Source organism: Nocardia sp. CS682, assembly GCF_004634405.1.
Classification (GTDB): domain Bacteria; phylum Actinomycetota; class Actinomycetes; order Mycobacteriales; family Mycobacteriaceae; genus Nocardia; species Nocardia ninae.
Genome location: NZ_CP029710.1, coordinates 8,653,518 through 8,668,270 on the forward strand (window position 1 = coordinate 8,653,518; position 14,753 = coordinate 8,668,270).

The window sequence follows — 14,753 nt, forward strand, 5'->3', positions numbered from 1 at the left end:
ACCGCGGCAAAGCGACGGCGCGCGTACATTCTCAGACTGTCCCATGTGCGGCCGGTCGCTGCCACCGCACACGGCTGTCCACGCCGGTGTTCGCGCGGTGCTCTCGCTCAGTTCACCGGGTATTCCGATCGGCTGGCTAGGCACGAAGGCAGAACCAGATCCCGCTGTGCAGACGATCGGAGTGAGGTCACCATGACGAGTTCGATGACGCGACGCGATGCGATGAAGGTGTTCGGGGTGGCGGGCGGTGTGCTGGCCGCGGGTGCCGGAGTGCCGGTGGCCGCCGCGGCCCCGGGGGAGATCCGCGTGCTGGCGATCAATATCTGGCTGGGCGGTAGCAAGATCGCCAACGGGATAAATCTGGTCGCCGATCTGATCATCGATACGCAGGCCTCGATCGTGCTGCTGTCCGAGGCGAACAAGGCCACGAACGCGATCGCGGCCGCGCTGGAAAAGAAGGGGCGAAAGTTCACCGCGGTGTCTTCCGGCGACACGGGCCTGCTCACGGAGTTCCCGGTCGAGGACAGCGCCGATCAGCGGTGGATGGTCAAGGCGCGGTTGAACATCGGCGGAAAGCGGGTGACCGCCTACGCCGCCCACCTCGAATACCGTTGGTACGCGACCTATCTGCCGCGCGGCTACGGTGCGGGCGTGCCCGCGCCGGGGGAGTACTCCGAGTTCGGCTGGAACAAGATGCCGGGCGGGCCGGTGACCGATCCGGTGGCGGTGCAGCGGGTCAACCTCGCCTCGGGTCGCCCCGATGTGCTCAGCGCCTTCATCGACGATGCGAAAGCCGAAGCGGCAGCGGGCAGTTCGGTACTGCTGGGCGGTGACTTCAATGAACCGTCCGCACTGGACTGGACGCCGGCGACGGCGAACCTGTTCGACCACCACGGCGTGGTGCTGCCGTGGGAGAGCACGCGGCGCCTGCAACAGGCCGGTTTCGCGGACGCCTACCGCACGACCTACCCGAACCCGGTGACCCACCCCGGATTCACCTGGCCCGCCGCCAACCCGGACGCACCGGTCGACCAGCTTACCTGGACACCCGAGGCCGACGAGCGCGACCGGATCGACTACATCTTCGCGGGCCCCGGCTCCGCGCTGACTTTGACCGGCGCCGGAATCGTCGGCCCCCGCGGCTCGATTGTGCGCAACACCCGCCAGGACGAGAACACGCAGGACAATTTCATCGCCTCGCCGCCGAAGTGGGTGACCGACCACAAAGCCGTGCTGGCGACCTACCGGCTCGGCTGAGCGTCCACGGCACCTGCGCCGACGGGTGCGGGGTGCCGTGGACGAGTGATCGTCGCGTCCGGTCAGCGCAGTGTGTAGCCGCCATCGGGGTAGAGAGTAGATCCGGTGGTGAAGGTATTGGTGAACAGGTAGACGACCGAGTGCGCGATCTCGTCCTCGGTCGCGGGGCGGCCGAGCAACGTGTCGCGGCGATACTGATCGAACGCGGCCGCCCGGGCGAGATCCGGCCGGTTCGACCACAGATGCCCGTCCACCGTGCCCGGCGAGACGACATTGACGCGGACCGGCGCGAGTTCGACGGCGAGCCCGCGGCCCAGTCCTTCGATGGCGGCATTGCACGCGACGTATGCGGGGGCGAGTCCGGCCGGACGGGTCGACGCGGCACCGGACATCAAGACCACCGATCCGTCCGCAGCGAGCTTGGGCGCGGCCAACCGGATCGCGTGGTACTGGCCCCAGAACTTGGACTCGAACGGTGACGCCGCGTCCGCCGCGCTCAGCTCACGCATCGGCCCGACCTGGTAGGACGCCGCCGTGGTGAACAGATGGTCGACGCGCTCGATGCCGTCGAAGAAGGCGGCGAGCGAAGCGGTATCGCCGGTGTCGACGGTCTGCCACCTGGCCGCGTCGCCGAGTTCGGCGGCCGCTGCGGTCAACCGGGCGGCGGTGCGACCGCCCAGGACGACTCGCCCGCCTGCCGCGACCACCCGGTGCGCAACCCGCAACCCGATGCCGGAGCCGCCGCCGATCAGCACCACCGTCCGCCCGCGCAGATCCCCGGCATCGTTCGGTGCGCCGGAACCGTCGGCGGTGGTGTCGACCCTGACCTGCGACATACTGCTGCCTCCTTCGCGCACGCTGCTTACTCGACCATCGGCCGCAACCAGCCGGCGACCCGACCTATTCCCGCGCCATCCTCGGGGCACGGTGTGGGTCAGCGCACGAACCGGGCGACGGTGGCGGCCACCTCGGCGCGGAACGCGGCAGGGGAGAACGTCTCGGCGTGGGCACGGATAACGGTTGGTCGATAGCAGGCGGGGTCGAAGTCGACCATCGTCTTGGCCAGGTGATCGACGACCGCCGCGTCGGGGCCGTGTGGTATGTGCTCGCCGGTCACCCCGGGGACGACGGTGTCCAGCGCGCCACCGTGGCCGACCGCGAGAATCGGTGTGCCACAAGCCATTGCCTCGACCGGGACGATGCCGAAGTCCTCCACACCGGGCATGAGCAGCGCGCGGCACCGACGATAGGTGTCGAGCAGCACGTCATGGGAGGTGGCGCCGAGAAAGGTCGTCTCCGGTCCGGCGAGCGTGTCGAGGTGGGCGCGGAACCGTCCATCACCGAGGATGACCAGGCGGCAGCCCGCGCGCTGTGCGGCGCGGATGGCCAGGTCCGGGCGTTTGTACGGGACCAGCCTGCCCGCGAAGAGGAAGAAGTCCTCGCGGGGAATCGCAGGCTGCGGCGTGAAGCGATCGATCTGGACCGGCGGATAGGTGACTGTGGCGGGCAACCCCCACCAGTCGTTGACCCGGTCGGCGACGGCTCGGGAATTCGCGATAACGTGCGAAAGCCTGGGCGCAGCACGCAATTCGGACCGGCGAGCCAGCGACCCCAGTGCGGTGAGCGCGAGCTGACCCGCCCGGCCACCGGCCTCCTGCGCACGAAAGTCCTTGTCCCAGGCCCACCGTGCCGGGCTGTGCACATAGGCGATAACCGGCGCGTCGGTGGCGAAGGCGGCTTGCGTCGCGAAGGCGTGATGGCTGACGACGACGGCGTCGTATCGGTCCCGCAGGGGCAGGCGGCGCAAGGCGCGGGGGACGAACGGCAGCAACGGCGCGTGCGACCGGCCACCCGAGACGGCGTAGGCGCGGCTCAGCCAAGTGTCGTGCACCGTGGCGAGCGGTGCCCGCACGCCCGCGGGATCGACGATCGGCGCGAAAACCTCGGTCTCCGGCCAGGTTTCGGCGAGCGCACCGACGACCGCCTCGGAGCCGCCGAACTCGGTGAACCGTTCGTGCACGATGGCGATGCGCGGCTGCGTCATGCGAGCTCGGACGAGATGCGCCGCGGCGCCGCGTGACGACGGATAGCGGGGGCGACGGCACGGCCCTCGAGCAGACCGCCGACGCCACCCTGCTCGATCGCCTTGCGATAGACGGCCGCCGCTTCCCGGCAGGCCGCGATCGTCTCGTCGATATCGGCGTCGGTGTGCGCGCCCGAGGTGACGAAGGACTGCCCGAGCACACCGCGGTGCAGCAGCTCCTGGAGGAACAAGGTGCGGAACTCCTGAGAAGGCTGACGGTCCGGGTCGCGGGTGACGAAGATGAGGCAGGACGGGCGCCCGAGCACCTGAAGATACTCGGCGATACCGAGATCGGCGGCCACGGCGTTGACACCGTCGGCGAGCCTGCGGCCCGCGCGCTCCATTCGCTCGATGGGATCGCTGGTCCGGTACTCGTGCACCACGGCACGGAACGCGGCCAGCGCACCGGTTTCCGGTCCGTGCGTGGTGGACAACAGGAAGACCCGGTCCCGATCGGTGCGCAGGCCGCCGAGTTCCATGAATTCGCGCCGGCCCGCGAGGGCCGAGAGCGGAAATCCGTTGCCCATGGCCTTCCCCCAGCAGGAAAGGTCGGGCCGCACGCCGTACACCGCCTGCGCGCCGCCCGCGGACCAGCGGAAGCCGGTGATCATCTCGTCGAAAACGAGCAGGGCGCCGTAACGGTCGCAGAGCGCCCGAACACCGGCCAGGAAGCCGGGCTCCGGTTCGGCCAGCGCGGTGGCGGCCTCCAGGACGACCGCCGCGATCGCCCCGGAATCCAGCACGGCCGCCAGCGAGGGCAGATCGTTGTAGCGGAATCGCACTGTGCTCGCCGAGGTTTCGGCCGGGATGCCGCTGTTCATCGCGGTGGTGCCGATGAACCAGTCGTCCACCGAGAAGAACGGTTGATCGCAGACGGCGATGGCCGTCCGGCCGGTGGCGGCTCTGGCCAGCCGGACCGCGGCGGTGGTCGCGTCGGAGCCGTTCTTGGCGAACTTCACCATGTCGGCGCCCGGTACAAGGCTCAGGAAATCCTGCGCGGCAAGTAGTTCCAGTTCGGTCGGCCGACTGAAGCTGATGCCGTCGGCGATGGCGCGGTGCACGGCGTCGAGGACCGGTTGGAAGGCGTGACCCAGGGTGACCGAGCGCAGTCCCATGCCGTATTCGATATAGCGGTTGCCGTCCGCGTCCCAGACGTGGCAGCCCCTGCCGCGCACCAGGATCGGTGCCATGTGCTCGGGGTACTGGTCGGGGCCTCTGGCATAGGTGTGTGCGCCACCGGGGATCAGCTCGTGCAGCCGGGCTTGGAGCTCGTTGCTGCGGGTGAAGCGGCGGGGTGCCGCCGGATCGTCGGAAATCGGCTCCATGGTCGGGCTCCTGGAGGGTCGGGTTGTGGTCACTGCGGGTCGGTCGGGCCCAGCGTCCGCCTGGCGGAGGGCGCGGGGGTCTCCGGCTCCGCGTCGGCGGCCGTGCCCATGGTGACGGCCCACAGGTCGTGGTCGCCGCGACGGCCGGTGGCGCCGACATAGCCGCGCATGCGCCCCTCGCGGGTCATGCCGACGCGCGCGGCGATATCGGCGGAGCGGGCATCGTCGGGTTCGACGGCCGTCGCGACCCGGCACAGGCCGAGCGGGCCGAACGCGTGGGTGAGCAGCAGCCGGGTGGCGGCCGTCCGGATATCGTCGCCGTGCGCGGGATCGGTCCAGACGAACATGCGGGCATTGCGGTCGAACATGTCGAGGTCGAACAACCTGGCCTCGCCGACATAGTCGCCGTTGACCTCGATCGCCAGCACGAGTCCGCGTGCGGACCGCAAGCCTGGCCGCGCATAGAGGAATTCGCGTAGCCACCGGAACCAGGTGTGCCCGCGGGCCCAGGTTTGCGCCGGCGTCGCCAGATCGGGGTCGAGCACCGCACGACTGCGCAGCCGGGTCGCGCGCCACCGGCTCCAGTCGGTCACGCGCCGGTTCCGGATGACCACCTCCTGCCTGCCTGGATCGGCGAGCCGGACCCGCCGTGGGGTGCGCAGCGGGTCGAGCAGATGCAGCACCCGCCCGGCGTAGTGGCGCGAGGTCGCGGCGAGCACCGTGATTCTCGGCAACGGCGCCTCGGTCGCCTCGCCGGCGGCGGTGGGCGGCGGCGAGGTGGGGTGGGCGTCGTAGCGGTCGATCCAGTGCGCCACGAAGCCCCGTGGCGGAACATCGGCCTTGGTGAGCCCCCACAACTCGTGGTCGCGGCGTGCACCGCCGACATCGAAGTACCGACCCATCAAGGCTTCCCGGCGGAAGCCGAGCCCGGCGGCGCCGCGCGCGGCGGCGACATTCGCCGGTGAGATCGGCGCGGTGATCCGCTGCAGGCCGAGGTGTTCGACGCCGTAGTCCATCAGCATCGCGGCCGCCATGCCGCCGATCCCATGCCTGGCGACCTCGGCGTCGACCCAGATGCCCAGTTCGGCCGACGCGGCGGCGGCGTCGATCGAGCCGAGCTCGACCTGCCCGGCGAACCGGCCGTCGACCTCGATCACCGACGCCAGCCTGCGACCGGTCCGCGCTTCCGCGCGGCTGGTCAAACACTCACGCACCCAATGGGTTCCGCAATGCCGGGCCGCCCAGTCCAAGGTGGAGCTGTACCAGAACGGCTCGATGTAGTGCCGATCTCGCAGTCGGATGCGCCGCCAGTGCGGGTAATCCGCGATCCGCGGCGGTCGGACCACGACACTGTTTCCGTGCAGCAGGACCGGACCGAGAGTGATGTGCGCCAACGAGCTGGGAGTTGTCGTCATGGCGGCTACTCGCGCGGTCGCGTTTTGCCCAGCGACATCGTCTTCAGCACGCCCTCGGTGGAGACGGACAGCCGCCAGTATGTCCCGGTAGCGTCTTTGAGTACGATGCCGCCTTCGGTCTGCTCGGAAAGCCAAGTCCCGCTCGCCAATACGGCCGAACGCAGGGCGCCGTCGGGCGACTGCGCCTGAAAGACGTCGGCGTCGCCGCGTCCGGCCTTGGCGACGATGGTCCCGGTGAACGATGGTGCGTGCGTGCTGGTGCGGCCGAGCACATGCCATCGTGGCGGAAATAGTGTCGGATTGAGATCCTCTGCCGCCGTGGAGATCAGGTTCACCGCGGTCCCTTCAGGGCAGCCGGCCGGATCGATCCGCAATTCGATGGGCGGCTGGTCCAGATCCCGGTCGAATTGGACGTTCGCGAGATAGGGCTGGCGGCAGTAGATCAGATCTACGGCGACGGTGCGCGCGGCGACCTTGCAGTTGGTCATGCCGAACTGCGCGGGCCCGCCGCGATCGGCCCGGCCGATGGACAGCGCGATGTCGGCGCCCTCGAACCAGACGTTGGTGAGCCACCAGTCGTTGGCCGCACCGTCGACGAGGATGTGCTTGTCGGTGGTCCGCGGGTCGGCGTCGGAGACGAATTCGACGTTGGTCAGCGCCAATCCGGCGTTGTGGTTGTTGCCGGTGCCGAGCACACCGATGAAGTTGCTGGTGAGCTTGGAGGAGGTCACGTAGTTCTGGATGCAGGAGGTGACGATGCCGTAGCCGAAATTGTTGATGTCGCAGTTCAGGAATGCGGTGCCGCCGGTATTGCCCTCCAGCACCACCCCGCGTTGCCCGAGATAGCGCGGATGGTTCTCGGCGATGTGGTTGCCGCGGATCACCACCGAGTCGAACGAGCAGCGGAAGCACTCCGAGAGCAGCACGGCGGTGGCCTTCGGCCCGGTCAGGTAGAAGCCGAGCCGCGCGAACCGCACCCGGCTGCGCCGGCGCAGCGCGACGAGGGTGGTATCGGTTTCGCAGACCACGATGGTGATATCCGCGCCGTCGCCGAGAATCGTGGCGTAATCGCCGAGTTCGGGCCACGCCGTCACCCGGTAGTGGCCCGCGGGTAGGTACATCACCAGCGGAACATCGCGCACCGCGGCGGCCGCGGCGATCGCGGCCGTGTCGTCGGCGATGCCGTCACCGACCGCGCCGAAGTCGCGAACATTGCGTGCCGCGGGTGCGTCGGAGACGTGCGGGGAACGGAACTCGACGTGCGGAGTTCCCGAGGTGCTGGAGCCTGTGCTACAGGCCGCGAGCATCGGGACGGCACCCGCCGCGCCGAGCGCCGCGGCGAGCATGCTCCGTCGGCCGACCGCATCGTCGTTCATCGCCGCAGCCTCCCACTGAGTCGCTGCAGCCGGTTGCCCGGCTTGCTGTACGCTACCGCGCCGGTGAGCTTGTTGTCGCCGAATGTGGCCAGCGCACCGCGCAATTCCGGCGCGCTGGTCTGGCCGAGCAACACGACCGCGATGGTGTGATCGCAGAGCGGGGCCACGGCGATGGCGTCGGCGGCGTGCGCGACGGGCGCGGCCTGCACCACGACATGGTCGTAGTCGGTGGTGAGTTTCGCGACGACGGCCGCGAACCGGTCCGAGGCGAGCAGATCGGGTGTCCGCTCGTCGGCCGCGCCGAGCGGCAGCACGGTGAGGCCGGTCTCCGGACATGCGGTCAGTGCCTCCGAGATCGGCGCGGTGCCCTGCAACACCGTTGCCAGACCGACGCTCGGCTGCTCGGCCGAGGCGCGGGAGCTGCCATGGCCCGAGGTGTCGGCGTCGATCAGCACCACCTTGCTGCCGGTATCGGCGAACGACTTCGCCAGTGCCACCGCTACTTCCGGCTCGGACCGCGACGAAAAGCTGGTCAGCAGCGTGCTTCGGCTCTCGCCTTCGCGGAGCAGCCGGGTCCGTAGCCTGCGTGTCTCGTCGGGGGCGCCGGGCCGATCCGCGTCGATGATGCCCAGGATCGGCACCGGCAGCACGGCCGCGAGATCGTTGGACGTGCGCAGGGTGCGGTCGGTGCGATCGCGGACGAAGGCCGCCGCGCAGCCGAGCGCGACGCCGGCGAGCAGGCCGAGCGCCAGGATGCGGGTCGACTGCGGTCCGCTCGGTGCGGCGGGCACCTCGGCGCGGTCGACCACGGTGACCCGTGCGGCCGGCGCCGCGTCACGCTCGATGGTCTCCAATTCGTCTACCAGGCGCCGGAATTGGGCAACCACCGAATTGGCGAGATCGCGCGCGCCCTCGGCGGACGAGGACTGCACGGTGAGGATGATGTTCGTCGTCGCGGGCGGCGAGAACGCCTTGATGTTGCCCTGCACCTCGCTGACCGACATCTTCAGGCCCAGGTCGTCGATGACGCGTTTGGCGACGGTGGCGCTGGTGGCCAGGTCCAGATACGAGCGGACCCGCTGCTGGGCGGCCAGTCCGCCCTGATAGGAGTCGTTGACCGAGGTGCCGGTCGCCATCGACACATACATGCTGCTGGTGGCGACGTAGGTGGTCGGGAGGGTGCTGAGATATCCGGCCGACGCGCCGAAACACAGCACCAGCACCGCGACGATGATGACCCAGCGTCGGCGCGCGATATGCCAATAATCGCTCAATCCCATGGGGATTCTCTCTTTTCGGTAGTGACAGCCCCGACGACAACAGGTTCCGCGGCAGGTGGTGGCTCCGCGGACGGTAGATCAGTCTGTGTGCGCCTGCGGTACTCGCGGACGACCAGCGAGATGAGCCAGGCGAGCACGGCGGCTTGCAGGAATTTGCCGAGATTCTCCATGCTGCCGAGAATCCCGCGTTCGAACAGGGCAGAGGAGCCGGTCATCGCGAGCCCGAGCACCACGATCGGGAACACGCGCGAATACAGCGCCCTGGCCCAGGCGAGCAGCAACAGGAAGGTGAACACGGCGCAGATGACCACGCCCGGATAGCCGCCCAGCACATAGCCTTCGTTGAGATTGCCCTCGGCCAGCGACACCGACACCCTGGTCATGTCGACCGACGCGCCGCGCACATCCTGCGCCCACGCGGTGCCGGACTGGAACTTGGCCGTGCCCAGCAGCTGGCTGGGGACCAGGCTGGCCGAGGCATGCCGCAGCGCCTCGACGGGCGAGAGCCACAGGCCCGGTTGGTGGAAGTAGGCGTCGGTCGCGGCCTCGAGCAGATCGAACCGTCGCAGAATGCTCAAGAAGGGCTGGACAACCGACGGGTAACTCGAATCGACCAGCGCTGCTTCGGCTTTCGCGTACTCGGTTTGCTTCAGTGACTGCAACCAGCCGAACCCGCCGACGCCGAGCACCGCAATGGCACCGACGGAGATCGCCTTGGTCTTGGTCCACCCGAGGATCGCGAAACGGATTGCGATGGCAAGTGCGGCACCGATGATCGGCGTCTTCGACTCGACAACGGCCGTCCAGGCCAGCTCACCCATGAGCAACCCGCCGATGATCAGGGCGGTCAGCTGCGGGCGGGCGGGGCGGACGAAAATGATCAGCCCGAGGGCGGAGATGGTGGCCAGGATGGCGACGAAGGACAGGATCGGATTGGCGCTGCCGATCTCGCCCGCGCCGCCGACCGAACCGGAGGCGACGGAGGCGGCCCGGCCGAACAGCCCGACGCCGTAGGTGGCCACCAGGGTCGGCACGAAATTCGGATCGCCGGTCAGTGCGGGCAGCTTGACGGGCGGATGCCGGCGAGCCCAGAACGCATAGGCGACAACGAGTCCCGCGTAGACCCATAGGCCGAAGGCGACATGCTCGAGCACCAGCGCGATGCCGCGGTCGTAGCCGAACTGGGCCAGCCGCGGGTCGGCCACATTGTCACCGAAGTGCGGTTCGGGCTGCACCCACAGCAGCGCCAGCGGGCGCGCCAGATACGACAACGACCAGAACGCCGCCTGCGCGATGAGAAACACCCGCGCGACACCGGGAATCGTGCTGGCGGCCGCCACGATCGTGGCCAGCGCGAGCGCGATCAGGAGGACCTCGGGGGTGGCTGTCATGAGCAGTCACTGACCGCGCGCACGATCTCGCGGGCCCGGTCGACGTAGCGGTGCTCGCTCGCGACGATGCGCTGGTAGCCGGCCTCGGCCACCGCGGCCGCTTTGTCGGGATGCGCGGCGCACCAGTCCAGGATGGAGTTCAGCTCGTCGGCCTCGCCGAACAGGAAGCACTCGCTGGTGTCCTGGAGTAGTTCGGCGTGCTCGTCGGTGCGTTCGCCGACGAAAAGCCCACCGGCGGCGGGCACTTCGAAGGTGCGGCAGGTGTGCGTATCGCGGTTGTCGGAGTTGAGCAGGACCAGGTTGGCGGTAACGCTCGCGACCACCTCCGAGTAGCGTTCGCCGTACACGGCGCCGCCGACTTCGGCTCCGGTGGCGCGCAATTCGGGCACCCGGCGCCAGCCCGGCCCGCGCACCAGCATGCGGGAGCCGTGCGTACGGGCGAGCCCGACCAGCTCGGCCCGGCGGTCCGGGCGGCACACGCCGATGAAGCCGACGAGGAACTGCCGGGTGCCGCGCCGTGCGGTGGGGCGGTGCCAGGCCGGGTCGTAGGCGCTGCGCACGAAGGTGACGGCGCGGGCGCCGCGGTCGCGCAGTTCGGCGACATTGTGGCGCTTGGTGGTGACGATGTGGTCCCAGTCGGCCTCGTGCGCAAGGTATTCCGTGCTGACATTCTCGGGGTTCGCGACGTCGTCGGGGCTGTAGTGCACGTGCAGTCGCGCCGGTACGTCCAGCAGCCTGCGCTGGTCGAGGTGAATGCTCTTGAACGCGAACACCATGTCCGGCCGGAACGCGGCGGCGGCGCGGTCGATGTCGGCGTGCAACCCGGCCACGATCCACGGCGCGCGCCTGCGGGCCAGCTTCGAATACACCCAGGGCGGCGAGAGTCTGGTCGGCAAGGTGACGCGGGTGGTGTCGATGACCACCACGTCGTGCCCGGCCTGCCGGAAGCCGTCGGCCAGTGAGTGGGCGTTGCTGCCGACCCAATCGTCGCCAAGATAGAGAATTCTCATGTCCCGCCGTCCTCCCGCATCAGCACAATCGCGGGATCCGGAGCGGGCGTTACCCGCTCACGGCGGACGAGTGTGCGGATTCTGAGCAGATACCAAGCGGCGACGGTGAATTCGACGATGACGGTGCCGTAGACCAGCGTCCACACCGAGTGAGTGCGGAACGCGATGGCCAGGGCCGTGGCCGCCACGCAGGTGCCGAGCACCGCCCCGATGAGTACGCCGGTGGTGTCCTGGCGCACCGGGAGCACGGCGGTGGTGACGAACGAGGTGATCGCCGTCGCGGGCAGCACGAACGTCTCCACCCGCAGCAGGTCGATCGCGGCGGTGAAATCCTTGCCGAACACCAGATGGATCAGCATCGGCGCGGCCAGCCATACCGCGGCGGCCGCCACCGTCGCGGTGCAGACGCAGGCGGCAAGTGCCTGGAGTGCGTGCCGCCAGAAGTTGTCGTCGGCGCTCTTGCGCGCCATCCGCGGTAGCAGGGCGAAACCGATGGGGTCCAGGGTGGATTGGATGGCGCGGACCAACCGGTCGCCCGCCGAGTAGAGCCCGAGTGACACGGCGTCCAGCACCCCCGAGTACACCGCCGCCGCACCCTGTCCATAGGTGGTCACCAAGAGGCGAGAAGTGAAAACCGGTGCGCCGGTGCGTAACACGGTCCGTACGGCGCGCGGCCGCGACGGCAGCCCGAAGGTGCGCAGCGAATCCCACCAGGTCAGCAGCACGGTCGGAATGGACGAGACGAGCAGGCACAGCACCGCGACCTGGGCATTGGGCACGCGGGGGAGCACCGCCACGAGCAGCACGAGGTACCCGATGCGGCCGACGGCCTGATAGGCGGTGGAGGCGCCGAAGCGCCCCTGCCCGATGAGCAGCCAGTCCTCCGACACCGACCAGAAGCCGCCCGCGAACAGCCCGAGCAGGATCATCTCCAGATGCACCGGTGCGCCGAGCGCGTAGCTGAGCAGCAAGGCGACCCCGAGGACGCCGAGGGTGCTCATACGGATGGCCAGGTAGTCGCCGCGCAGCTGATTGATGTGGGCCAGCCGGTCGTCGCCGAGGCCCGCGTCGTGCACCCGCGCGGCCAGATACGAGGTGATGCCGAGATCGACCAGCAGCGAGCCGATGAAATAGGCCGACATACCGATCGCGAGCAGGCCGAGACCGTGCGCGCCCAGCACGCGGGCGATCAGCGGCACCGTCACGATGGTGACGACGTACTGCCCGTACTTGCCGAAGCTGACATAGCCGATGTCGCGAACGATCCCGAGAAAGCCGTGGCCGCGCTTGATATTTCGGCGGTGTGCTCCGTGCGGAGCGGGTGAACGGTCCGGATCGTCCTGGTCCGCGTGTTCAGCCATGCGGGGCTCTCTCTGCTGAATGGGGGGTGCCCGCCGCGCCGTTGCGTTGTGCGATGTCGTAGAGGAAGGCGGCGACCGTGCGCGCCGTTTCGGTGATGTCGAAGTCCTCGGCGCGGGTGCGGGCGGCCGTGGCCAGCCTGGTGCGCAGTGCCGGGTCGCCGATGAGGGTATCGAGTGCGGTGGTGAGTCGTCCTTCGTCGCCGCCCGGTACGAGTAGCCCGTCGACACCGGGCTGGACGATCTCGGCGGGGCCACCCGGCGTGCTGGCGATGACGGCGCAGCCCGCGTGCATGCCCTCCAGCACGACCTGGCCGAACGGCTCGGGAAGGATCGAGCTGTGCACGAGAATGTCGGTGTCACGCAGGTATTCGGCGGGATCGTCGACGTGGCCGGTGAAAGTCACCGGCAACCGGAGGTCGCGGGCAAGACGTTCGAGTTCGGCCCGGTACGGCTCTTCGTCGAAGAACGTGCCGCCGATCAGAAATACTTGTCGCGGACGGACTTTCGTGGCGGCGAGGGCACGCAGCAGTACGTCCTGACCCTTCCAGGGTGACAACCGGCCGACCACGGCGACCACGGTGTCGGCGGGCGGACGCTGATCCGGACGGGGGAGATCAGGGCCGAGTTCGACCCCGGGATAGGCCACCAGTGCGGGCCTGCGTCCGACCGGCAGGGTAGCCAGGGTGGTGCGGCTGTTGGCGAGATAGCCACGGCTGAACAGCCGCCCGAGCAGCCGCAGTACGAGGGTGGGCAGCCGCCCGAAGTAGTCGCGGGCGAGGCGATCGTGCACCTGCCAGACCAGCGGCACGCGGGCGCGCCGCGCGGCCACCGCACCCATCACCAGCGCCTTGCTGCTCTCCGCCACCACCACGTGCGCGCCGAGCTCCCTGGCGGTCGCGCCGAGCGACCAGCCGAGCCGCAGCAGACCCGCGAACCCGGCGACCAGGCGGAGCGGGCCGGAACCGATGGTCATCGCCCGGCTGTCGAATCGGCCACGCAGCACGCGGGTTTCGATCCCGCGTGCACGCATCCGTTCGACCATGGGGCCGTCCTCGGTGTAGACCATGGCGACGCCGAGCCGCCCCTGGTCGCGGAGCGCCGACACCAGCCGCAGCGTGGCGAGCTCGGCGCCGGAGGGCGCCGCGGTGTGGGCCACGAACAGTGCCGTGGTCATCGCCTGATTGCCCGGTACATCGCGAGATGTCGCTCGGCTGTGACATCCCAGGAGAAGGTCTCCGCGTGGGCTCGGCATTGCGCGGGTGTTGGGACCGCGCCGTGCAAGCCGGCGGCCAGGCGGGCCGCGAGCGCGTCGGCGTCACCGGCGGGCACGATGAGCGACGGATCGAGCCCGCGCACCGAATCCGGTAGTCCGCCACAGTCGGTGACGATCGGCGCGCGGCCCGCCGCCAGCGATTCGAGGGCGATCAGGCCGAAGCCTTCCAACGCGGTGGTGGGCACGACGGTCAGCTGCGCCTGCTCGTAGAGCTCGGTGAGCCGCTGATCGTCGACGTGCCCGGCGAACTCGACGGTGTCACCGAGTGATGCTGCGGCGGCGCGCAATTCGGCCTCGGCCGTGCCGGTGCCGACGATTACCAGGCGCGCCGTCGGATGCTCGTCGAGCACATCGGGCCAGGCGCGCAGCAGGGTATCGATTCCCATCCGGCGTTCGAGCCTGCGCACGCACAGCACGGTCCGGGCCGGCGTCTCGGGGCGGATGGGGGAGGCATGGAAGCGGGTTAGGTCGACGCCGGGCGGAATCACCGCGATGCGGTCGAGGGAAACCCGGTAGTCGTTATGTAGTACCTCGCGAAAGTGGTTGGACAGCACCACGAATCGGTCCGCGCCGAGGTAGCGGAGGCGTTCGATCAGGTACTTCGCGCGCGCCGCCGCCGCGCTCTGCCCGGTGAGCAGGCTCTCGGCCGCCCACGGCCCATGGAAATGCACGACCAGCGGCAGCCGTCCGTGCCGGGCCACGGCGGCCGGCCCGTAGAGGCAGAAGTGCCGGTCGAGCACCGTGCCGGGGTGCAGGCCGTCGCGATCGAGGAAGGCGGTGCGGGCCCGGCGCACCGTGGAACCGCCCAGCCCGCCCCATGATCGGGCACCGGGGGCGGGTGTGCCGAAAGCCGCGGCGGATACCTCCGCACCGGGTTGCCTGGCGAGCGCGTGGAACAGCTCGGTGAAGTACCGGTTGAGCCCACCCGGCGCGGACGCGAACCACTCGGATCCCGTCATATGCACCCGGACGATCTCGGTAC

General features: G+C 69.4%; 12 protein-coding genes. 1 reads left to right on the forward strand and 11 read right to left on the reverse strand.

Annotated features, from left to right (window positions below):
* Nucleotides 1-204: 204 nt before the first annotated feature.
* Nucleotides 205-1,257, forward strand: coding sequence for an endonuclease/exonuclease/phosphatase family protein (locus DMB37_RS39155; protein WP_240772105.1), 1,053 nt, complete (start codon nt 205-207; stop codon nt 1,255-1,257).
* 62 nt (nt 1,258-1,319) lie between these two features.
* Here DMB37_RS39155 and DMB37_RS39160 read toward each other — a convergent pair whose 3' ends face one another.
* The 11 genes from DMB37_RS39160 to DMB37_RS39210 form a co-directional block, all read right to left on the reverse strand.
* A complete protein-coding gene (locus DMB37_RS39160; RefSeq protein WP_135237039.1) occupies nt 1,320-2,093 on the reverse strand; it encodes an SDR family oxidoreductase in 774 nt (257 codons plus the stop codon).
* A gap of 98 nt (nt 2,094-2,191) precedes the next feature.
* Nucleotides 2,192-3,301 (reverse strand): glycosyltransferase, encoded by a 1,110-nt coding sequence (locus DMB37_RS39165; RefSeq protein ID WP_135237040.1) that lies wholly within the window; start codon nt 3,299-3,301, stop codon nt 2,192-2,194.
* Nucleotides 3,298-4,665 carry a glutamate-1-semialdehyde 2,1-aminomutase gene (locus DMB37_RS39170; RefSeq protein WP_135237041.1) on the reverse strand — a complete coding sequence of 456 codons (1,368 nt, stop codon included), beginning with the start codon at nt 4,663-4,665 and terminating at the stop codon, nt 3,298-3,300. The genes DMB37_RS39165 and DMB37_RS39170 overlap by 4 nt, the downstream gene beginning before the upstream one ends.
* A 29-nt stretch (nt 4,666-4,694) precedes the next feature.
* Nucleotides 4,695-6,080, reverse strand: coding sequence for a GNAT family N-acetyltransferase (locus DMB37_RS39175; RefSeq protein WP_135237042.1), 1,386 nt, complete (start codon nt 6,078-6,080; stop codon nt 4,695-4,697).
* A 5-nt stretch (nt 6,081-6,085) separates the two neighbouring features.
* Nucleotides 6,086-7,456 carry a glycosyl hydrolase family 28-related protein gene (locus DMB37_RS39180; protein ID WP_135237043.1) on the reverse strand — a complete coding sequence of 457 codons (1,371 nt, stop codon included), beginning with the start codon at nt 7,454-7,456 and terminating at the stop codon, nt 6,086-6,088.
* Entirely contained in the window at nt 7,453-8,736 is a 1,284-nt protein-coding gene (locus DMB37_RS39185; RefSeq protein WP_135237044.1) for a GNVR domain-containing protein, read from the reverse strand. The genes DMB37_RS39180 and DMB37_RS39185 overlap by 4 nt, the downstream gene beginning before the upstream one ends.
* Entirely contained in the window at nt 8,727-10,127 is a 1,401-nt protein-coding gene (locus DMB37_RS39190; RefSeq protein WP_135237045.1) for a hypothetical protein, read from the reverse strand. The genes DMB37_RS39185 and DMB37_RS39190 overlap by 10 nt, the downstream gene beginning before the upstream one ends.
* Nucleotides 10,124-11,137, reverse strand: coding sequence for a glycosyltransferase (locus DMB37_RS39195; protein WP_135237046.1), 1,014 nt, complete (start codon nt 11,135-11,137; stop codon nt 10,124-10,126). The genes DMB37_RS39190 and DMB37_RS39195 overlap by 4 nt, the downstream gene beginning before the upstream one ends.
* The gene (locus tag DMB37_RS39200; protein WP_135237047.1) at nt 11,134-12,498 is read right to left on the reverse strand and encodes a lipopolysaccharide biosynthesis protein; all 1,365 of its coding nucleotides are present in this window, start codon (nt 12,496-12,498) and stop codon (nt 11,134-11,136) included. The genes DMB37_RS39195 and DMB37_RS39200 overlap by 4 nt, the downstream gene beginning before the upstream one ends.
* Nucleotides 12,491-13,672, reverse strand: a complete 1,182-nt coding sequence (locus DMB37_RS39205) for a glycosyltransferase family 4 protein (protein ID WP_135237048.1) — start codon at nt 13,670-13,672, stop codon at nt 12,491-12,493. Before DMB37_RS39205 ends, DMB37_RS39200 begins: the two co-directional genes overlap by 8 nt.
* Nucleotides 13,669-14,730, reverse strand: coding sequence for a glycosyltransferase family 4 protein (locus tag DMB37_RS39210; RefSeq protein WP_135238096.1), 1,062 nt, complete (start codon nt 14,728-14,730; stop codon nt 13,669-13,671). The genes DMB37_RS39205 and DMB37_RS39210 overlap by 4 nt, the downstream gene beginning before the upstream one ends.
* Between the last annotated feature and the right edge of the window lie 23 nt (nt 14,731-14,753).

Excerpts from the sequence above, each read along its gene's own strand:
- DMB37_RS39155 (WP_240772105.1), top strand. The coding sequence starts at position 205 with ATGACGCGACGCGATGCGATGAAGGTGTTCGGGGTGGCGGGCGGTGTG.
- DMB37_RS39160 (WP_135237039.1), bottom strand. The coding sequence starts at position 2,093 with ATGTCGCAGGTCAGGGTCGACACCACCGCCGACGGTTCCGGCGCACCG.
- DMB37_RS39165 (WP_135237040.1), bottom strand. The coding sequence starts at position 3,301 with ATGACGCAGCCGCGCATCGCCATCGTGCACGAACGGTTCACCGAGTTC.
- DMB37_RS39170 (WP_135237041.1), bottom strand. The coding sequence starts at position 4,665 with ATGGAGCCGATTTCCGACGATCCGGCGGCACCCCGCCGCTTCACCCGC.
- DMB37_RS39175 (WP_135237042.1), bottom strand. The coding sequence starts at position 6,080 with ATGACGACAACTCCCAGCTCGTTGGCGCACATCACTCTCGGTCCGGTC.
- DMB37_RS39180 (WP_135237043.1), bottom strand. The coding sequence starts at position 7,456 with ATGAACGACGATGCGGTCGGCCGACGGAGCATGCTCGCCGCGGCGCTC.
- DMB37_RS39185 (WP_135237044.1), bottom strand. The coding sequence starts at position 8,736 with ATGGGATTGAGCGATTATTGGCATATCGCGCGCCGACGCTGGGTCATC.
- DMB37_RS39190 (WP_135237045.1), bottom strand. The coding sequence starts at position 10,127 with ATGACAGCCACCCCCGAGGTCCTCCTGATCGCGCTCGCGCTGGCCACG.
- DMB37_RS39195 (WP_135237046.1), bottom strand. The coding sequence starts at position 11,137 with ATGAGAATTCTCTATCTTGGCGACGATTGGGTCGGCAGCAACGCCCAC.
- DMB37_RS39200 (WP_135237047.1), bottom strand. The coding sequence starts at position 12,498 with ATGGCTGAACACGCGGACCAGGACGATCCGGACCGTTCACCCGCTCCG.
- DMB37_RS39205 (WP_135237048.1), bottom strand. The coding sequence starts at position 13,672 with ATGACCACGGCACTGTTCGTGGCCCACACCGCGGCGCCCTCCGGCGCC.
- DMB37_RS39210 (WP_135238096.1), bottom strand. The coding sequence starts at position 14,730 with ATGACGGGATCCGAGTGGTTCGCGTCCGCGCCGGGTGGGCTCAACCGG.